Origin of the sequence: Bradyrhizobium sp. SZCCHNS1022 (assembly GCF_032484835.1) — a bacterium.
GTDB lineage: Bacteria > Pseudomonadota > Alphaproteobacteria > Rhizobiales > Xanthobacteraceae > Bradyrhizobium.
Genome location: NZ_JAUETT010000003.1, coordinates 375680 through 393526, shown reverse-complemented (window position 1 = coordinate 393526; position 17847 = coordinate 375680). Strand labels below are relative to the sequence as shown.

Annotated in this window: 32 protein-coding genes; 26 read left to right on the top strand and 6 right to left on the bottom strand. The window is 62.7% G+C overall.

Annotation, left to right across the window (positions count from 1 at the left end; all coding sequences use genetic code 11):
* Positions 1 to 145 precede the first annotated feature (145 nt).
* From QX071_RS21425 to QX071_RS21330, 20 genes are all read left to right on the top strand, one after another.
* Entirely contained in the window at positions 146 to 466 is a 321-nt protein-coding gene (locus tag QX071_RS21425; protein WP_315704962.1) for an iron-sulfur cluster assembly accessory protein, read from the top strand.
* A gap of 44 nt (positions 467 to 510) precedes the next feature.
* Positions 511 to 801 carry a NifU family protein gene (locus QX071_RS21420; protein ID WP_315704663.1) on the top strand — a complete coding sequence of 97 codons (291 nt, stop codon included), beginning with the start codon at positions 511 to 513 and terminating at the stop codon, positions 799 to 801.
* A gap of 9 nt (positions 802 to 810) precedes the next feature.
* Positions 811 to 2025, top strand: coding sequence for a cysteine desulfurase NifS (gene nifS / locus QX071_RS21415; RefSeq protein WP_315704662.1), 1215 nt, complete (start codon positions 811 to 813; stop codon positions 2023 to 2025).
* Entirely contained in the window at positions 2022 to 2243 is a 222-nt protein-coding gene (nifT, locus tag QX071_RS21410; protein ID WP_315704661.1) for a putative nitrogen fixation protein NifT, read from the top strand. The genes nifS and nifT overlap by 4 nt, the downstream gene beginning before the upstream one ends.
* A complete protein-coding gene (locus QX071_RS21405; RefSeq protein WP_315704660.1) occupies positions 2243 to 3109 on the top strand; it encodes an SIR2 family protein in 867 nt (288 codons plus the stop codon). Before nifT ends, QX071_RS21405 begins: the two co-directional genes overlap by 1 nt.
* A gap of 261 nt (positions 3110 to 3370) precedes the next feature.
* Positions 3371 to 4933: a nitrogenase cofactor biosynthesis protein NifB gene (nifB, locus tag QX071_RS21400; protein ID WP_315704659.1), complete on the top strand. Its 1563-nt coding sequence runs from the start codon at positions 3371 to 3373 to the stop codon at positions 4931 to 4933.
* Between the two features lie 55 nt (positions 4934 to 4988).
* The gene (locus QX071_RS21395; RefSeq protein ID WP_315704658.1) at positions 4989 to 5213 is read left to right on the top strand and encodes a 4Fe-4S binding protein; all 225 of its coding nucleotides are present in this window, start codon (positions 4989 to 4991) and stop codon (positions 5211 to 5213) included.
* 14 nt (positions 5214 to 5227) lie between these two features.
* On the top strand, positions 5228 to 5554 hold the full coding sequence (locus QX071_RS21390; RefSeq protein ID WP_315704657.1) for an iron-sulfur cluster assembly accessory protein: 327 nt from the start codon (positions 5228 to 5230) through the stop codon (positions 5552 to 5554).
* A 15-nt stretch (positions 5555 to 5569) separates the two neighbouring features.
* Positions 5570 to 6103 carry a hypothetical protein gene (locus tag QX071_RS21385; RefSeq protein WP_315704656.1) on the top strand — a complete coding sequence of 178 codons (534 nt, stop codon included), beginning with the start codon at positions 5570 to 5572 and terminating at the stop codon, positions 6101 to 6103.
* Entirely contained in the window at positions 6096 to 6869 is a 774-nt protein-coding gene (locus QX071_RS21380; RefSeq protein ID WP_315704655.1) for a 4Fe4S-binding leucine-rich repeat protein, read from the top strand. Before QX071_RS21385 ends, QX071_RS21380 begins: the two co-directional genes overlap by 8 nt.
* A complete protein-coding gene (locus tag QX071_RS21375; RefSeq protein WP_315704654.1) occupies positions 6866 to 7189 on the top strand; it encodes a nitrogen fixation protein NifZ in 324 nt (107 codons plus the stop codon). Before QX071_RS21380 ends, QX071_RS21375 begins: the two co-directional genes overlap by 4 nt.
* Positions 7186 to 7425 (top strand): nitrogen fixation protein NifZ, encoded by a 240-nt coding sequence (locus QX071_RS21370; RefSeq protein ID WP_315704653.1) that lies wholly within the window; start codon positions 7186 to 7188, stop codon positions 7423 to 7425. The genes QX071_RS21375 and QX071_RS21370 overlap by 4 nt, the downstream gene beginning before the upstream one ends.
* Positions 7426 to 7440: 15 nt before the next feature.
* Positions 7441 to 7797, top strand: a complete 357-nt coding sequence (locus QX071_RS21365) for a DUF3024 domain-containing protein (protein WP_315704652.1) — start codon at positions 7441 to 7443, stop codon at positions 7795 to 7797.
* Positions 7798 to 7813: 16 nt separating this feature from the next.
* Positions 7814 to 8083, top strand: coding sequence for a hypothetical protein (locus QX071_RS21360; RefSeq protein WP_315704651.1), 270 nt, complete (start codon positions 7814 to 7816; stop codon positions 8081 to 8083).
* Positions 8080 to 9294 (top strand): DegT/DnrJ/EryC1/StrS family aminotransferase, encoded by a 1215-nt coding sequence (locus QX071_RS21355; protein WP_315704650.1) that lies wholly within the window; start codon positions 8080 to 8082, stop codon positions 9292 to 9294. Before QX071_RS21360 ends, QX071_RS21355 begins: the two co-directional genes overlap by 4 nt.
* Positions 9295 to 9323: 29 nt before the next feature.
* On the top strand, positions 9324 to 9632 hold the full coding sequence (locus tag QX071_RS21350; RefSeq protein WP_315704649.1) for a 2Fe-2S iron-sulfur cluster-binding protein: 309 nt from the start codon (positions 9324 to 9326) through the stop codon (positions 9630 to 9632).
* A gap of 17 nt (positions 9633 to 9649) precedes the next feature.
* Complete coding sequence (locus QX071_RS21345) at positions 9650 to 9868, top strand: hypothetical protein (RefSeq protein ID WP_315704648.1); 219 nt, start codon at positions 9650 to 9652, stop codon at positions 9866 to 9868.
* Positions 9869 to 9907: 39 nt separating this feature from the next.
* Positions 9908 to 10225, top strand: coding sequence for a DUF6156 family protein (locus QX071_RS21340; protein ID WP_315704647.1), 318 nt, complete (start codon positions 9908 to 9910; stop codon positions 10223 to 10225).
* A gap of 20 nt (positions 10226 to 10245) precedes the next feature.
* Positions 10246 to 10413 carry a hypothetical protein gene (locus tag QX071_RS21335; RefSeq protein WP_315704646.1) on the top strand — a complete coding sequence of 56 codons (168 nt, stop codon included), beginning with the start codon at positions 10246 to 10248 and terminating at the stop codon, positions 10411 to 10413.
* 20 nt (positions 10414 to 10433) lie between these two features.
* Positions 10434 to 10862, top strand: a complete 429-nt coding sequence (locus tag QX071_RS21330) for a group II truncated hemoglobin (RefSeq protein WP_315704645.1) — start codon at positions 10434 to 10436, stop codon at positions 10860 to 10862.
* A 154-nt stretch (positions 10863 to 11016) separates the two neighbouring features.
* Here QX071_RS21330 and QX071_RS21325 read toward each other — a convergent pair whose 3' ends face one another.
* The 4 genes from QX071_RS21325 to QX071_RS21310 form a co-directional block, all read right to left on the bottom strand.
* Positions 11017 to 11277, bottom strand: a complete 261-nt coding sequence (locus QX071_RS21325) for a hypothetical protein (protein WP_315704644.1) — start codon at positions 11275 to 11277, stop codon at positions 11017 to 11019.
* 13 nt (positions 11278 to 11290) lie between these two features.
* A complete protein-coding gene (locus QX071_RS21320) occupies positions 11291 to 12049 on the bottom strand; it encodes a dienelactone hydrolase family protein (protein WP_315704643.1) in 759 nt (252 codons plus the stop codon).
* A 46-nt stretch (positions 12050 to 12095) separates the two neighbouring features.
* Entirely contained in the window at positions 12096 to 12461 is a 366-nt protein-coding gene (locus tag QX071_RS21315) for an iron-sulfur cluster assembly protein (protein WP_315704642.1), read from the bottom strand.
* A gap of 117 nt (positions 12462 to 12578) precedes the next feature.
* Positions 12579 to 13058 carry a hypothetical protein gene (locus QX071_RS21310; protein WP_315704641.1) on the bottom strand — a complete coding sequence of 160 codons (480 nt, stop codon included), beginning with the start codon at positions 13056 to 13058 and terminating at the stop codon, positions 12579 to 12581.
* Positions 13059 to 13327: 269 nt separating this feature from the next.
* On the opposite strand from QX071_RS21310, the gene QX071_RS21305 reads away from it, so the two are divergent.
* Genes QX071_RS21305 through QX071_RS21295 form a run of 3 tightly spaced genes read left to right on the top strand, consistent with a single transcriptional unit; the run spans position 13328 to position 14296 of the window.
* Positions 13328 to 13561 carry a BolA family transcriptional regulator gene (locus tag QX071_RS21305; RefSeq protein ID WP_315704640.1) on the top strand — a complete coding sequence of 78 codons (234 nt, stop codon included), beginning with the start codon at positions 13328 to 13330 and terminating at the stop codon, positions 13559 to 13561.
* Positions 13562 to 13610: 49 nt separating this feature from the next.
* Complete coding sequence (gene grxD / locus QX071_RS21300) at positions 13611 to 13940, top strand: Grx4 family monothiol glutaredoxin (protein WP_315704639.1); 330 nt, start codon at positions 13611 to 13613, stop codon at positions 13938 to 13940.
* A complete protein-coding gene (locus tag QX071_RS21295) occupies positions 13937 to 14296 on the top strand; it encodes a (2Fe-2S) ferredoxin domain-containing protein (protein WP_315704638.1) in 360 nt (119 codons plus the stop codon). The genes grxD and QX071_RS21295 overlap by 4 nt, the downstream gene beginning before the upstream one ends.
* 17 nt (positions 14297 to 14313) lie before the next feature.
* Here the strand turns inward: QX071_RS21295 and QX071_RS21290 are convergent, their stop codons facing one another.
* Both QX071_RS21290 and QX071_RS21285 read right to left on the bottom strand, forming a co-directional pair.
* Entirely contained in the window at positions 14314 to 14733 is a 420-nt protein-coding gene (locus QX071_RS21290; protein ID WP_315704637.1) for an ArsC/Spx/MgsR family protein, read from the bottom strand.
* 1 nt (position 14734) lies between these two features.
* Entirely contained in the window at positions 14735 to 15166 is a 432-nt protein-coding gene (locus QX071_RS21285; RefSeq protein WP_315704636.1) for a response regulator, read from the bottom strand.
* A gap of 407 nt (positions 15167 to 15573) precedes the next feature.
* Here QX071_RS21285 and nifH point away from each other — a divergent pair, with 407 nt between their 5' ends.
* The 3 genes from nifH (at position 15574) to irrA (ending at position 17811) form a co-directional block, all read left to right on the top strand.
* Positions 15574 to 16470: a nitrogenase iron protein gene (gene nifH / locus QX071_RS21280; RefSeq protein ID WP_315704635.1), complete on the top strand. Its 897-nt coding sequence runs from the start codon at positions 15574 to 15576 to the stop codon at positions 16468 to 16470.
* Between the two features lie 94 nt (positions 16471 to 16564).
* Entirely contained in the window at positions 16565 to 17305 is a 741-nt protein-coding gene (locus tag QX071_RS21275; RefSeq protein ID WP_409977574.1) for a nitrogen fixation protein NifQ, read from the top strand.
* An 11-nt stretch (positions 17306 to 17316) separates the two neighbouring features.
* Positions 17317 to 17811 carry an iron response transcriptional regulator IrrA gene (gene irrA / locus QX071_RS21270; protein WP_315704634.1) on the top strand — a complete coding sequence of 165 codons (495 nt, stop codon included), beginning with the start codon at positions 17317 to 17319 and terminating at the stop codon, positions 17809 to 17811.
* Positions 17812 to 17847: the final 36 nt, after the last annotated feature.

The following is a 17847-nucleotide window of genomic DNA, read 5'->3' as shown; positions in this document are numbered from 1 at the left end:
GAACCTGTCCTGTCGGAAACCCGACACGCGTCGGAAACGTCACAGCGCCGAACCGGAAAATTGAGGTAGATCAATTAATTGCTGCGTGGCACGAGACTTGCCAACCGCTTAGCCAACGGCCGAAAGCAACAAGGGCTATGCGATGATGATCAATCTGACCGACAGCGCAATCAATGCGGTGCGTAACGCGATCACGACCTCGGACAAGCCGGTCGACGGCTTGCGGATCATGGTGGAAGCGGGCGGCTGCGCCGGGCTGAAATACAATATGGGCCTGGTCAGCGGCACCGAGCCGGAAGACACCGTGATCGAGCGCGAAGGCGTGCGTGTCCTCGTCGATCACAAGAGCCTCGAATATCTCGAAGGCACCACGATCGATTTCGTCGTGGCGCTGGAAGGCTCCGGCTTCACCTTCGAAAATCCCAACGCGAAATCGAGCTGCGGCTGCGGCAAGTCTTTCGCTTGAAGTGGCCTTCGCCTGATCCTGACAGACATCGAAAGAAGTAAATCATGCTGGTCGAATCCCAGGGCATTACCGAAGCGCCGGCGGCGATGAGCGAGCGCGAGCGTATCATCCGGGCGGTCATCGAGGAGGTCCGCCCGAATCTGAAGCGCGACGGCGGCGACTGTGAGCTCGTCGAGATCGACGGCAACAAGATCCTCGTGAAGCTCGCCGGCGCCTGCATCTTCTGCAAGCTTGCCAGCGCGACGCTGGAGGGGATCCAGGCGCGAATGATCGAGAAGCTCGGCGAATTCGTCCGGCTGGTTCCAGTGGCCGGCGCACCGAAGGCGCGGCATTAAGGAGCGCTCGTGCGTCCGGTCTATCTCGACAACAATGCCACGACCCGCGCCGATCCTGCGGTCGTGGCGGCGATGTTGCCGTTTTTCTCGGACCAGTTCGGCAATGCCTCGTCCTCGCATGCCTTCGGGAGCGAGGTCGCGGGCGCGCTCCGGCAGGCGCGAAAGCACCTCCAGGCCCTGCTCGGAGCCGCCTTCGATCACGAGATCGTCTTTACCTCCGGAGGTACCGAATCCGATAATGCGGCGATCCTGTCCGCGCTGGAGACCCAGAGCGGGCGTGACGAGATCGTCACCACCGCGGTGGAACATCCCGCAATCCTGTCGCTGGTCGAATATCTGCGAGATCGTCGCGGCATCACAGTTCATCTGATCGGGGTCGATACTGCTGGCAGCCTCGATCTGGAAGCCTACAAACATGCGCTGAGCCCACGCACCGCGATCGCATCCGTGATGTGGGCCAACAACGAGACCGGCACGCTGTTTCCGATTTCGGAGCTGGCGCAGCTGGCGCACGCGTGCGGCGCGCTGTTCCACACCGATGCGGTGCAGGCGGTCGGCAAGCAGCCGATCGATCTGAAGGCTGCAGGGGTCGACATGCTGTCGCTGTCCGGACACAAGCTGCACGGGCCCAAGGGCATCGGTGCGCTGTATGTGAGGAAAGGAACGCCGTTCGCGCCACTGGTGCGAGGCGGCCCACAAGAGCGCCGGCGGCGCGGCGGCACCGAGAACGTTCCCGCGATCGTCGGGCTCGGCAAGGCAGCCGAGCTCGCCGCCACCCATCTTGCCGATGAGCAGACCCGAGTCCGCGCGCTGCGCGACCATCTGGAGCAGGGGGTCATCGAGACGATCGGGCATTGCGCGGTGCTCGGCGATCTCGATCATCGCCTGCCGAACACGTCCAACATCGCGTTCCAGCATCTGGAGGGCGAGCCGATCGTGATGCGCCTGAACCAGGCTGGCATCGCGGCCTCGCTCGGCTCGGCCTGCGCATCCGGCTCGATGGAACCGTCGCATGTGCTGCGCGCCATGAACGTGCCGCCCGACCTGTTGCGCGGCGCCGTTCGCTTCTCGCTGTCGCGCGACAATACGATCGACGATGTCGAGCGTGTCCTGCACGTCCTGCCCGAGATCATCGGCAGGCTGCGCGAGACCTCGCCATCCTGGCAGCAGCATCGGTCCTCGCAATCGGCGGACGCATTACGACCCACGGAGTTCACGCAATGAAAGTCATGATCCGCCGCTCGCCGGAAACGGGCCTCTCGATCTACGTGCCGAAAAAGGATCTGGAGGAGCCGATCGTCGAGGTCGAGCACGAGACCCTGTGGGGCGGCTGGATCCGCATCGCCAACGGCTGGGTGCTCGACCTGCCGGAGATGGCGAAGGACACGAGGCTTCCGATCACGATCAATGCGCGCAAGCGCGGTGACGAGGGGGACGAGTGATGAACGCGCCGCTTCCTCATATCGACATCGTCAAGCAGGCCGACGCTGAAGCGCTGCTCAAGGACGTGGTCCAGCGGCTCAGGGTCGGCCACGTCGTGCCGTATCTGGGGCCGGCGGTGTCCGAGCAGTCGGGTGCCCCGGTGCCGATGAGCCCGGAGGCGCTGGCCGCCTTCTTCGGCACCAAGGTCGCGCTGCCGCGGCGGGCCAAGGGCAATGCCTGGGCCTCCGCGCAGCATATCGAGAGCACGCGTCATCGTTCGACCGTCACCTCGCTGATGGCGGAGGCGTTTGCGACGCCGGTGCCGCCGACGCCGTTGCATCAGCATCTGGCATCGCTGCCGCTGCCGATGATCGTCGACAGCTGGTATGACGGTGCCATGCGCGAGGCGCTCGCTGCTCGCGCCAATTGGGGCGAGGTGCAGGGCATCACCCGGGCCGGCATCGGCGAGGACCGCTGGTATCGTTTCTATGATGCATCGGGGACCGAAGCGGACCGCGACAAGGCGCCGAGCTGGACCACGCTGCTTTACAAGCCGCATGGCGGCATCACGCCCGCGAAAAACTTTCTGATCACCGATGCCGATTATGTCGAAGTGCTGACCGACATCGACATCCAGACGCCGATTCCGGACGCGGTGAAGGATCGGCGGGCCGATCGCAGCTTTCTGTTCATCGGCTGCCGCTTCAACGACCAGCTGCTGCGGACCTACGGCCGCCAAGTCATCAAGCGCTCGGGCTCCGAGCACTATGTCCTGGTCGAGCCGGACACGCTCTCGAAGAACGAGCTGAAATTCTTCATCGCCGAGCGGTTGACACCGATTGCCATTCCGCTGGCGCGTGCCACCGAGATCATCATCGGCGCCTGAGCGCTGCTGTTATTGGAACCTCGAACAGCGCGGCCGCAAGCCGCGCTGTTTTGCTGTCGGCCAAGGTCGCGCTGGGCAGTCTGTAACGTTTCTAACATGGACGCGAGCGCGAGGCCTTCGCATGTTGGCAAGGCGACAGGCGCCGTGGTTTTGCTAACACGTTGATAGTCCGACAAAATGATGATGTCCGCGGCGTGGCACGCGAGTTGCTCAACATCCCGTAAGGCGGTTTGCGGCTCGCCAGCAACGTAAGGAGCGGACATGGACGCATCAGTTCAGCACGAACAGGCGACGATACCGGACGGCGAGAAGCTTAGCGCCGTCATGCAGACCATCGCAGAACACAAGGGCTGCGGCACCTCGGGCGGTAGCGGCAAAGCGAGCTGCGGATCGGGGGCGGGAGAGGGCGACCTGCCGCCGGAAATCTGGGAGAAGGTCAAGAACCATCCCTGCTACAGCGAGGAAGCGCACCACCACTACGCCCGTATGCATGTGGCCGTGGCGCCTGCCTGCAACATCCAGTGCAATTACTGCAACCGCAAATATGACTGCGCCAATGAGTCGCGTCCGGGCGTCGTCAGCGAGAAGCTGTCACCTGAGCAGGCCGCCAAGAAGGTGCTCGCCGTCGCCTCGACCATCCCGCAGATGACGGTGCTCGGCATCGCCGGCCCGGGCGATCCGCTCGCCAATCCCGAGAAGACCTTCAAGACCTTCGAGCTGATCGCGAAGACTGCGCCCGACATCAAGCTGTGTCTGTCGACCAACGGCCTCGCGCTGCCCGACCATGTCGATACCATCGCGGGCTTCAACGTCGACCACGTCACCATCACCATCAACATGGTCGATCCCGAGATCGGCGCGAGGATCTATCCCTGGGTGTTCTGGAAGCACAAGCGCTACACCGGCGTCGAGGCGGCCAAGCTGCTCACTGATCGCCAGCTGCAGGGGCTGGAGATGCTGACCGAGCGCGGCATTCTCTGCAAGGTCAACTCGGTGATGATCCCGGGGGTCAACGACAAGCATCTGGTCGAGGTGAACAAGGCGGTGAAGTCGCGCGGCGCCTTCCTGCACAACATCATGCCGCTGATCTCCTCGCCCGAGCATGGCACCGTATTCGGCCTCACCGGCCAACGTGGTCCGACGGCGCAAGAGTTGAAGGCGCTGCAGGACGAGTGCGAAGGCGAGATGAACATGATGCGGCACTGCCGCCAGTGCCGTGCCGACGCCGTCGGCCTGCTTGGCGAAGACCGCTCGGCCGAGTTCACCACCGACAAGATCATGGCGATGGAGGTGAACTACGACATCGATTCGCGCAAAGCCTACCAGGCTGCGGTCGAGGAGGAGCGCGTCGCCAAGGTCGTCGCAAAGCAGGAGGAGCTGGCCTCGCTCGCAGGTCAGTCCAGCGACATCAAGCTGCTGGTTGCGGTCGCGACCAAGGGCTCTGGCTTGATCAACGAGCATTTCGGTCACGCCAAGGAGTTCCAGGTCTACGAGCTCTCCACCGCTGGCGCCAAGTTCGTCGGTCATCGCCGCGTCGATCTGTACTGCCAGGGCGGCTATGGCGACGAGGACAGTCTCGAGACCGTGATCCGCGCCATCAACGACTGTCACGCGGTATTCGTGGCCAAGATCGGCGGTTGCCCGAAGAGCGATCTGATCGCGGCAGGCATCGAGCCGGTCGACGAGTATGCGCATGAGTTCATCGAGAAGTCCGCGATCGCCTGGTTCAAGGGATACCTCGAAAAGGTCAATAGTGGAGAGATGGCGCACGTCGTGCGCGGTGACGCCGAAATCCGCCAGGGCGCACTCATCTCGGCGGCGTAAATCTGGATCTCGGCGGCGCCAGGGGCGCCGCCGAGCCTTTCGACAGGAGCAATCGATGACTTTGAAGATCATTGCCTCGCAGTGCACGAGCTGCTCGGCCTGCGAGCCCGAATGTCCGAACGTGGCGATCTCGGAGAAGAACGGCACGTTCGTGATCGACCCCAAGAAGTGCACCGAATGCATCGGTCATTTCGATGAGCCGCAATGCGCCGCGGTCTGCCCGGTCGACAACACCTGTGTGATCGACACGTCCTTTCCGCGCTATCAGCCGCTGGCCTAAAGAGGGAGAGATCGATGAACTTTACGATCACGCCCGCGGCGCAGAAATTCATGCGGATGATGCTGCGCATCGACGGAGCGGCGGGAAGCGGCTTCAGGCTGGCGGTGTCGCCCGGTGGTTGCTCCGGGCTCGCGGCCGACATCAGTGTGGTCGGCACGCCGCTCACTGGCGATGCCGTGGTCGAACGCGACGGCGTGCGCCTGTTCCTGCCCGCGGAGAGCCGGCTGCTGCTAGACGGCGTAACGATCGATTTCGTGGATACCGCGGCCCAGACCGGCCTCGTGTTCCACGATCCCAAGCAGGTGTCGTGTTCAAGCCACGCCGAAAAGGCGCTGCAGTAGCAGGGGAAGGCTCAAATGACCACGGATGCCCGGGCCAATTCGCAGTCTGCCATCGAGGATGCGTTGCTTGCCGACGCCTTGCTCGGTGGCGGCCTGCCGGAGGAGGCCGAGTATCATCTGTGGCAGGCGGGCCTGAGCTACCATCTCGACGATGTGGCGGAGGACCATCTGAAGCAGGCCAGGTCGCTGGCGCCGGATCATGCCGCCGTCCTGATCGGCTTTTACCGGTTCTACTTCTACAAGGGACGGCTGGCCGAGGCACTGCAGATCGCGAAGCAGTGCCTCGCCAAGGCCGCTGTGGAAAACCGGCTCCCGCCGCATTGGCGTGACGTTCGCGCCACCCATGCGGACTTCGGCGATTATGGGAACATCCTGCCCCGCTTCTTTCTCTTCACTCTGAAGGGCTATGCCTATCTGCAGATGCGGCTCGGCAATCTGGTGGAAGGCCGGCTGGCCGTGCAGAAGCTGCTCGAGCTTGATCCAAGCGACAAGGTCGGTGCGCGCGTGTTGCTCGACGTCGTCGACCGTGTGGGGCTTGACGATGACTGACGACATCGACGAAGCCATCGACTGGCAGGGCAACGAGATCAGTTGTGCCGGCTGCACTCATGACGCGATGCGCGCCTCCGGCGGCTGCAAGCTCAAGCATGCGTGTGTCCACGACCGCTACGCCCGCCGGATCGATCGCTTCTTCAACTGGAATTCGGCACTGGCCAACGATTACGTCAAGCACCCGCATTTCGAGGTGCGCGCGATCGCGGCCAAGCATGCCAGCCTGTTTCATCTGCCGCCGCTGCTCGACGACCCCGAGGAGACGGTCCGCTGGAACGCGGCGCGACGGCTGCCGAAGCGCCTGGTCCTGCGGCTGCGCAACGATCCGCATCGTGAAGTGCGAATCCGCATTGCCACCGTCATCGACCCCGAAGATCTGATGCCGATGATGATGGACGAGGACTATTACGTCCGGCTCGTCGTCGCCCGCCGGATCGTTCCGTCCGTGCTCGGACGCATGATGGGGGATCCGGAAGCCGAGGTGCGCCGCGTCGTGGCGCGGCGTATTCCTTCCGACTGGCTGCTCGGTGCGGCGAGTGATCCGGATCCACGGGTCAGGCTGGAGGTGGCGGAGCGCCTGTCGTCCGATCTTTTGACTGTCATGCGCAACGATCCCGACTGGCGGGTTCGCTACGAGGTCGCGAGCCGCATTCCATTGCGCGAAGTGTCGGGACTGGCGGACGACGAGGATCCGCTGGTGCAGGAGATGGTCCGCAACAGGCTGCAGAATCGATCGGGATTGCCGATGGAGAAACCGGCATGAGCAATATCGTCAGAGACAGCGATGTCGTCGAGTTGTCCGCGCCGCCCTTCTTCGGCTTCGGCGAGAAGGTGAAGGCGAAACGCACGATCCGCAACGACGGTACCTACGCCGGCAAGGAAATTGGCGAGATCCTCGCGAAGAAGGGTGAGATTGGCTACGTCGTCAGCATCGGCACATTCCTGCAGCAATTTTATATCTACGGCGTCGAGTTCCTTGAAAGCGGCAACCGCGTCGGAATGAAGCGCAAGGAGCTCGAACTCGCGGTTCCACGCGAGGAGCTCGATGACGAACTGCCGCTGCCGGGAGCAACCAAGTCATGATCGAACCACGCCAGCCGAAATATCAGTGGGGGCAGCGCGTGAAGGCGCTGATCGATCTGCGCAACGATGGATCGTTCCCCGATGCGCCGCCGGAAGGTCTTCTGGTCGGCATCGGCGATACGGGCGAGATCGTGCAGGTCGGGACGCACACCGAGGCCAACATGCCGATCTATCTGGTGGAGTTCGGCGAACGGCTGGTTGTCGGCTGCCTGGAAGAGGAGATCGTCCCGCTCTAGGGAGATCAATGCGCCATGGCTGCCATCGCGATCAAATCCTTGCCGATCATTCCAGCGCATCCGAACGAACTGGATCGCAAGCGGATCGAGCGCGCGTTGAAATCGCGCAAGCGGTATCGCTATGTCGAACCTTTCGTCGAGCCGGCGACCGACGGCTATCATATCAAAAGCCCGTGCTGCTCGCGCAATATCGACAAGGCCGGCGGCATCGTCGATGTCGCACTGCTCTGCCACGATCGGGTGAACGGGATGTGGCGGCTGCTCTGGAAAGACCACGGCAAAGGCGCGTGGGACTTGCACAGCGTGCATCAGCGGCTGACCGCGGCTCTGCACGAGCTGAACCTCGATCCGGAACGGATATTCTGGCAGTAGAGCGAAGGGACGGGCGATGGCACTTGCCGAGCAGGAATTGAGCGAGATCGAGCAGGTCCTCACCGGGCCCGACGCGAGCGGCCTTGCCTTTGGTGAACTCCGGAAGCGGTTTCCGCATCTCGCGTTGACCAGATGCGATGCCTCCGACGTGACGGAAGCGCCGTTCCGCAGCTATCCCGCCTTTGATCTGCATCTGCTCGATGCCAGCGACCACTGCGCCCAGGTGACCGCCGATCCGGCGCGAGCGACGGGGCTGATCCTGGCCAAACGGAGCGAGCGATCATGAGCAAGCCGGTCTTGGTTCACGATGCCGACAGGATCGACGACGAGGAGACGGTCCTCACCCCCGTGAGTTCCGGGTTCATTCCGCTGTCGGATCCCGACATCACGGTGGCCGAAATCGAAGCGGTCGAGGCGAGCTTGCGTTCGCCGCGGCTGTCGAACGGTCCGTTGGTCGAAGAGTTCGAGGCCGCGTTTGCCGCCTATCTCGGCCGCAAATATGCGATCGCGGTTCCGAGCGGCACGCTTGGGCTCCTGATCGCGTTGAAGGCCTACGATATCGGTCCCGGCGACGAGGTGATTGCTTCGTCCTATTCCTTTCGCGAGATCGCGCATGCGATCAGCATCGTGGGCGCACGCCCCGTGTTTGCCGACATCGACTATTATTCCGGCACGCTCGCGCCGGCCAAGGTCGAGACACGGATCACCGAGAAGACCAAGGCGATCGTGGTCGGAAACACCAATGGCCATCCGGCGCAGTGGACTGACTTGCGCGAAATGGCGAAGAAGCACCGGCTGCCGCTGCTCGAAGATTCCACCGAGGCGATCGGCTCGAAATATAAGGGAGCGCTGGTCGGGAGCTTCGGCGAGGTCGCCATTTTCGACTTCGGCCAGCCCTTCGCAATGACCTGCGGCGAGGGCGGCATGGTCGTCACGGATGACGTTGATCTCGCGGTCGCGATGCGGCGGCATCGATCGCATCGTCTGGACGAGCGTGCCTCGGTCGTTGTCAGCAGCGCGGCATCTCACCATGCGGTCATGAGCGACGTGACGGCAGCGCTCGGTCTGGCGCAGCTGAAGCGGATCGAGGAGATCCTCGAGCGCCGCAAGCTGATCGAGCAGATTTATTACAGCCAGGTGCAATCGTTTGAAGGCATCAAGGACCCCTATGTCGGACCCGATGTCACGGATGTGAACTGGTTTCTTTATCAGGTGCACCTCGGCACGCGCTTTTCGCGGTCGAGCCGTGATTCGATCGTCGAGGATCTGCGGGTGGAGCGGGTCGAAGCGGTTGCTTATTCGAATCCGCTGCATCTGCAGCGGCATTATTTCGATCTCGGCTATCGCCGCGGCGATTATCTGGTGACGGAAAAGGTCGCAGATCGCGTCGTGGCGTTGCCGTTCCACGTCCACCTCACCGCCGACCAGATCGCCTTTATCGTTGCGACGATGAAGGACGCATCGGTCAATGTCGGTGCAGGATCGGCAATCTATTAGAGCAAGTCAAACTGGAGAAGGAGAATCCAATGACAACCTTGACGGTGATGCCCGCGGGCCAGACCATCGAAGTCGGCGAGGGAACGACCATCCTCGCTGCGCTGCTCGGGGCCAATATCGAAATCCAGCATAAATGCGAGGGACAGGCGAAATGCGGCTCCTGCCACATCTTCGTGCATGAAGGCCGCAAGGGCGTCTCCAAGGTCGCAAAGCTCGAGAACGAGAAGCTCGACACCATCGTCGGCGTCGGCTCGAAGTCCCGCTTGGCTTGCCAGGCGACGATCCTCGGCACCGAGAACGTCAAGATCGAACTTCTGGGCTTTGCCTCGGGTCTGTGACGCGTAAGGAGGATCAGATGGAACAGCAGAACGTCGTGGTTCATGTCAGGTTCGCCTCGGACGGCACCGTCGCTGAGATCGGCGAGCGTCCGTCCGGACTTACGCCACAGCAATGGTTCGACCGGCTGAGCGATGCTATCGGCATGAAAGCGTATCAGACCTTCGCGGGGGGGCGTGGCGTGTTCAAGGTTGCACGCGAGCAGGTCGACGCCCTGAAGACCGCTGTGGCGTCCTGATAGGGCGACCGGCGAAGCTATGAAGTCTGGGCGGCCAGCATGACAAGCGGTGTGGAGCAGGACACGCGTTTCTTTGTGTCCTATACCGGCGTCAGGCTGCCGCTACGGCTCGTCAACGCGATCGCGCCGGACCAGCTGTCGAACCGCAACACCTTCATCCGGGGCTACTTCGATCGCGCCGGCGCCTTGATGGGCTTCGAGAAGGTGGTCTATGGCGAGATCGAGCTCATCCATCGGTATCATTATCACGCCAACGGTACGTTGAGCCGCGCAGAGATCGTGATGCTGGATGAGGACCCGGTGACGTTGCGTTTCGACGACACTGGAGCTCAGATTGCCGGGGTCGCCAGTGCGTAACGTGTGGAGGAGCCGGATCCGTGACGGTTGCCAAGTTGATCGAGGCCCTTGCGAGCATGCCGAGGGACGCTATCGTCCTGATGGACAGCGGCGCAGGACTCTCCCGGGTTGACGCGCTTCAGCTCATCGACGAGCAGGGGCCGGGCGCGCCGGCCGAGGTGATCCTGCAGCCCAGCATGGACGAGTAGCAAGAGAGCGGAAAGCACTGATGTCCGAGACGGAAACGGTCGTAACACCCTATCAGCGGATCGGCGGTGCCATCATCGTCGACCGGCTGGTCGAAGCCTTCTATCGGCGCATGGACAGCCTGCCGGAAGCCAAGGTGATCCGCGACATGCACCCGAACGATCTCGGACCGACCAAGCGGACCTTGAAGCGGTATCTTTCGGAATGGCTGGGCGGCCCAAAACTCTACTCGCCGGAGAAGGGTCATCCGCGGCTCCGCCAGCGCCATATGGGCTTCAGCATCGGAGCTTCCGAGCGCGACGCCTGGTTGCTCTGCATGCGTGGCGCGCTCGAGGAGACCGTGGCCGACGCGCAAGCGCGGCAGGATGTCGATGCCGCCATGACCAAGCTCGCGGACTGGATGCGCAACCAGGCCGGCAATCCGCACGATGCGCGCGCAGCACGGCCTTGAGTTGAGATTTCACGAGACGGCAGGATGAGCAACGGCTGTTAGGGCCGGCAAGGCGAAGCTTACCCACCGACTGTGTCGCCGATGACATCGATGGACTGGCGGGCACGGCGCACTTCGATCGACGCGACCAAATGCGGCCGGTGCCGCCTTCCCCCTATGGATCTATGACCGGTGCACACAACGGCACACCGAAAAAGCTCTCATCGTCGCCGCCCCAGGCGCGATGCAGCGCCAGCGCGTTCTGCCATTGCGACAGTTCGGCGTTGCTGGCATTGCGATGGGTGATTTTGCCGTCCGGCTTGTCGGCGAGCAGATACGGCTTGCCGTTCCGGATGAACCGGTTGAGATCCTTGGTGTCGTTGGGCCGCACCACGCAGCGCGGCCGCTCGTCGATCAGGATCGTGGTCGGCAGCATCGCGGCTCCTCCCTCAGTCCATCGGCGGACCCATGTCGTCGTCTGCCTTCTTCTTCTTTTTCTTGTCGGTCTTGGCGAGGGCGTAGGCGCCCGCGTTTTTCAAGGCGACCGGCGGCTGGCCGACGACATATTGGGAGATCCAGGTCATGGTCCGGTCGTGCGCAAGCTTGCTTGCGGTCTCATCATAGCTCGTGCCGTCGTCATCGAAATCATGCGCTACCCCGGGATAGGAAAATGCGCTTACCTCGGGATGGTAGGCCCTGAACTGGCCGACTTCGGCGAAGGGAACGACGGCATCGGCTTCACCGAAGTGGAGAAGAGTTGGAATTTTCCGCTTCGCGCCGGCGTTCTCGATGATCCCGGTGCCGTAATAGGAGACGGCGCAGGCGAGTCCCGTAACGCGATTTGCCGCGGTGTAGGCTAGACCTCCGCCGACGCCATAGCCGATCACTGCGATCTTGCCGCAGTCGCTGATACTGTCGACCGTGGATTGAAGCTCGGCGAAGAGGGGCGCTGCGGGATCGGAAGGAGCAGTCGCCTCACCGTCACCATCTGCCTGAGCCGGCGTGGCAGGCTCCGAGAGAGCAGGGGCGATCACAAGATAGCCGCTCGCGGCGAAGCCTTCGGCCACCTTGCGGATCTTGCCCTCGTCGTTCGCGGCATCGGGCAGTACGATAATCGCCCCTTTGGGCGTGTCTGCCGGATCGGCGCGATAGGCCGAGAACGTGTGTCCATCATTGGCGGTCAGCTTGATCGTGCTTTCTGTAGCCATGCGAAGCTCCCTTATCCGATACGGCCCAAGCAGCGCGCGCGGCGTGCTATAACAATCCAAGCTCCAACGCGACGTCTTCGGACATCCGCGACTTGTCCCACGGCGGCTCGAACACCAAGGTCACCTTGACCGATTGAACGCCATCGACGCTTGAAACGGCTTCTTCGACCATGCGCACGATTTCGCTGGCCACCGGGCAGCCGGGCGCGGTCAGCGTCATGTCGATCTCGACGGCACCGCCGCCCTGGTGGGAGATGCGGTAGACCAGGCCGAGGTCATAGATGTTGACGGGGATCTCGGGATCATAAACCGTGCGGAGCGCTGCGATGACGCTTTCAGCTGCGTCCCGTGATCCCGTGGCCATGGTCGTCGACATATTGGCTGGAGCGGTGACGGCTTGCATGTCGTTCATGCGAGTTCTCCTCTCGGATCCGGGCCCTGGTCGGGATTGAAGCTCCCGACAGGCACAATGGTGTTAGGAAGGTCCTCGTCCTGATTGTGCAAACGAAGTGCCATGCCGCCCCCTCCCTTAACCGATGCCATCGGCGAGCGCCGCGACGACCGGCCACCCGACGGCGCCGGCGGGATCGAGCTGTCGTAGCGCGTTGAGCATCTGCCGCGCGTGGTCGCGTTCATCCTTGCGCAGGTGAATGAAGGCGAGGGCTTTCAGGGTGTAGAGCGCGAAGCGGCCGGCGCCGTCGGGAATTGGCGTTTGTGGCGTCCATTGCCGCCAATCGTGAGACCAGCCGGCTTGACGCGCCGCCTCTTGCAGCCCGAGCTCGGCAACCGCTTTGGCCTCGTCGAGATTGCCTTGATAGGTGTGGATCTTGTAGAGGCAGAAATAGGTCGGAAGCTCTGCCGGCGCCGCCGCGAGCGCCTGCCGGAACAGGCGGTCGGCTCGCGCATGATCGCGCCGATAGGCAGCGACACCCTGCTGCAACAGCGCGTCGATCTCGTCCGGCAGGTCGCCGAAGTTGATCGTGTCGGGTTCGGACACCAATTCGAGCATTGTATTGACCTCGATCAATGCGTTGCAAGACGCGGACCGTTCTTGCGCCGCCTGGTGCGCGCGTTGCGCAGACGAGAACCGGCTGAGCCGCTTTCGCATGTTGCATTTGGTACGCTGCATTGCGCTCCCAAACGCGCGCCTGTCGCAAATGCGACGCAAGCCGCAGGGCGGAGTCCATTCGGTGCGACTACGAAGCTGCTTTCAACAGCGTTTTCGCGATTGGTTCGGACCTTGCATGAGCGCCATCGTTCCAGCAGGAGTGTGTTGCGATGGCGATGGCCGCAACTGATATCGAGCGCATGATAAAGGATGCGTTTCCGGATGCCGTGGTCGTGATCGAGGATCTGGCGGGCGACGGCGACCACTATTCCGCCCGGATCACGTCAGCCGCCTTCACCGGCAAGAGTCGCGTGCAGCAACATCAGATGGTTTATGCGGCGCTGAAGGGACAGATGGGCGGTATTCTGCACGCGCTGGCGCTCGAGACGGCGCTGCCGAAGTGAAATGCCGCCGAAGTGAACGGTTGCATCCAGAGGTGAAAGGATCGGACAAATGTCGACATCCGAACGCATTCAAAAGCTGATCGACGGCAATGATATCGTTCTCTTCATGAAGGGCGTGCCGGCGGCGCCGCAATGCGGCTTCTCCGCTGCCGTGGCACAGATCCTGGCCAAGCTCGAGGTGCCGTATGAGAGCGTCAACGTCCTCGCCGATCCGTTCATCCGTGAAGGGATCAAGGAATTCTCGAACTGGCCGACTATCCCGCAGCTCTATGTCAAGGGCGAGTTCGTCGGTGGCTGCGACATCGTACGCGAGATGTTCCAGGCTGGCGAGCTCGGGACGCTGCTGGCCGAGAAGGGCATCAAGGCAGCGGCGTCATGAGCGAGGTTACCATCGAGGCTGACGACGATTTCGAGATTCCGCAGCTCTACAAGTATCACGCCTTTGTTTGTCTGACGCAGCGGCCGCCGCAACATCCGCGCGGCAGCTGCGGTGCGCTCGGCGTGCAGCCGCTGTGGGATCGCCTCACCAAGACCATCGAAGCGCAGCGGCTGACCGATATCGGCGTGACTGCCGCCGGCTGCTTCGGGTTCTGCAGCGCCGGTCCGATGATGGTGGTCTATCCTGACGGCATCTGGTATCGGCCGACCAGCCCTGAGGACATCGACGAGATTGTCGAGTCCCATTTCAAGCAGGGCAAGCGTGTCGATCGGCTCGTGATGGTGTTGAAGCGATAAAGCCAATCCGGAGCCGCTTAGCGCGGCTCCGGGCAGGGAGTCGTGGAAGCGTCCTGGCGCGTGCAGCCCTGAACATCGTCGAGATCGCGATGACCCAACAATGACGGCACCGGCTCGCGCTCGAAGCCGGCGCAGCATTGGCCGTCGGCCTCGATCAAGGGTCTGCGTATCAGCAGCGGATCTTCGAGCATCAGGTCGATGGCGGCAACGGCGCCGATCGCCTCCGGTTTGATCTCTCCGGATTTGATCCGCGGAGCGGCCGGATTGAACCAGGCTGATACCGGGGTGTCCGCGAAGAAGATGCGCAGTCGCTCTCCTGTCCACGGCTCCGACAGTAGATTTTTAGCGATCACTGTATGGCCGGCGCGCTCCAGCATCAGTTTCTGCCGCGCATTGGTTCCGCAGCCCGGCTTCTCGTAGAACACGACCAACGTCATGTCAGAAGCCGCCGAGCTGGACCAACGTGGCGCCGCCGGCGCGGCCGAGAATGGTGTCGACCTTCTTGCGCACCGCTTCGATCGTCAATGGCTTGATCACCGCGCCGTGCGCGCCGGCCTTCAGGCCCTCGATCGCGACGGCTTCTTCGGCTTTGGTGGTGACGATCAGGACGCGTACGCCCGGGAATTTCGCGAGGATCTCGCGGACCAGCTCCGGGCCGCGTTGCTGGAGGAATGAGACGCCGAGCATCACGACATGAGGCGTCAACCATTCGACGCCCTTCTCATAGGCTTCCTCAGGGGTTGCGAGTTCGTGAGTTTCGATCTCGTCATGAAGCATGAACTGCAGGGCAGCGCGTGTGATTTCGTCCTCGTCGATCACGAATACCCGCCGCTGGTCGACTGCTTTCGCTGTTTCTACGCCGATCTGCATCGCATTCTCCTGAAGATGGCCGCGCGCACGTCCGCAAAGCGTGCAGCCATTTTCTAGCAAGTTCTGTTCCGCGTGCTGGAGCGCGAGAATGGCGCGTCTGTTGTGTTCTTTCCAACAGCCGAGGCAGTCGATCGCTCTTGCAAGGCGTTCCGATGTCAGGTTTGCAACAAGCAGCCGCAGGCCGCGGTAATTTATGCATCTCATTAGAAACGCGTCGGTTTTGACGCAGCAGCCCCTCTGGCACGTCGGTTGCAAAACGGGTTGCCAGGCAATGGTTGAGGGCTGGGTGCACGCCGACGCTTCGGACGAGCGATGCTCTCCTTCCCAATAACCCGTCTGCCGGTTCTGAAGAGATAGGGACGAGGTCTCGCATCGCCTGATGCATGCGGGACATTGGCAATCGGTTGATGGAGAGCAGAATGTCACTGCGACAAATCGCATTTTACGGCAAGGGCGGCATCGGCAAGTCGACGACGTCGCAAAACACGCTGGCGGCGCTGGCCCAGATGGGCCACCGGATCCTGATCGTCGGCTGCGACCCGAAGGCGGATTCGACCCGCCTGATCCTGCACGCCAAGGCGCAGGACACGATCCTGAGCCTGGCGGCTGCGGCGGGCAGCGTCGAGGACCTCGAGATCGAAGAGGTGATGAAGGTCGGCTATCAGAACATCCGCTGCGTCGAGTCCGGCGGTCCGGAGCCGGGGGTCGGCTGCGCCGGCCGCGGCGTGATCACCTCGATCAACTTCCTGGAAGAGAACGGCGCCTATGAGGACATCGACTACGTGTCCTACGACGTGCTCGGCGACGTGGTCTGCGGCGGCTTTGCGATGCCGATCCGCGAGAACAAGGCGCAGGAAATCTACATCGTGATGTCCGGCGAGATGATGGCGATGTATGCCGCCAACAACATCTCCAAGGGGATTCTGAAGTACGCCAATTCGGGCGGCGTGCGCCTCGGCGGCCTGGTCTGCAACGAGCGCCAGACCGACAAGGAGCTGGAGCTGGCGGAAGCCCTGGCCAAGAAGCTCGGCACCAAGCTGATCTACTTCGTGCCGCGCGACAACATCGTGCAGCACGCCGAGCTGCGCCGCATGACCGTGCTGGAATATGCGCCGGATTCGGTTCAGGCCGGCCACTACCGGGAACTCGCGACCCGGATTCACAACAATGCCGGCAAGGGCATCATCCCGACCCCGATCACGATGGACGAGCTCGAAGACATGCTGATGGAGCACGGCATCATGAAAGCGGTCGACGAGTCCCAGATCGGAAAGACTGCCGCCGACCTCGCCGCAACGGCTTAAGCAGTCTTGGTGCCGGCCTTCCACCCGTCGGAAGGCCGGCACCTCATTGCTAGAGCGTTGGACGAAGGGGCGCGAGGGACACCTGGAGTCTGCCATGGCAACATCGATGCAAGCTGCCGCTCCGCTCGCTCCGTCTGTGCCCGACGGACACGGCGAGCACGCCACGCAAGACGACGCACGACGCTACGGGCGTGAGATCTACCGCTTGCTTACAGGATCGGATCCGGCTGATGCCGAGATCGACGGCGACCGTAGCTTCGATCATCATGTCGTCGCCTCGATCATTGCGGTGTCGGCCATGGAGCATGGCTCGCTCGCGGAACGTGTCGGCCTGTCCACCGTCGAACTGATCACGCTGTTGGCGCAGTGCTTTCCTTCCGCCGCCGTCGATTCGTCCTGGCTGCCGATCACCGGAGCCGTCGCTGCGCCGGACGATGACGAGATCGCAATGGTGCGGGATCTGTTGCTGTCGCAGCGTTCGACCGAAGGTGATGTCAGCCGCTGGCTCGCCGCGATGGTTGCGCGGCGCGCGATGGAACCGAATCATCTTTGGGAAGACCTGGGGCTGCGCGAGCGCTCGGAACTCACCCGGCTCCTGATGCGGCATTTTGCCCCGCTCGCCAGCCGGAACACCAGGAATATGCGCTGGAAGCGCTTCTTCTACCGGATGCTCTGCGAAGACGACGGTTTCGTCATGTGTACGACGCCGGTCTGCACCCAGTGCAATGATTTCGATCAATGCTTCGGGGAAGAAAGCGGCGAAAGTCGCATGGCGGAACGCCGCCGTCAGGTCGCCCTGCAGGAGGCGGCCGCAGGTGCCGCGATGACGGCTTAAGGTATGTGGGGATGTTCACGGAGACGCAATTCGGCTTTTCCTGCGCGGTTGATGCGGCCGGGTGCGCGGAGCCGGATCTCTGCGCCACGGGCGAGATGCTGTTGCGCCGCTGTGAGGAGGCGCTACGCCAGGCGGGACTGCGGCCGACCCAGCAGCGCCGTCAGCTCAGCCGGCTCCTGTTCGGGAACGGCGATTGCCATGTGACCGCGGACGCGCTCTACGCGGCCGCCGTCGCCAGTGGCATGAAGATCTCCCAGGCTACCGTCTACAACACGCTCAATCAGTTCACTCAGCTCGGCCTGCTACGGCAGATCGGCGTCGATGGATCGCGGTCGTTCTTCGACACCAACACTACGGTCCATCCGCATTTCTTCTATGAGGATGAGGGCGTGCTGGTCGATGTGCCGGAGGATGTCGGCTTCGATCATCTGCCGGAGCCGCTACCGGGCTACGGCATGGAGCGGGTGGATGTCGTCATCCATCTGCGTCGCAGGCGGCACGCCTGAGCTGCTGCCGGGCTGGCCGGGAGGCGCGTTTCTCGC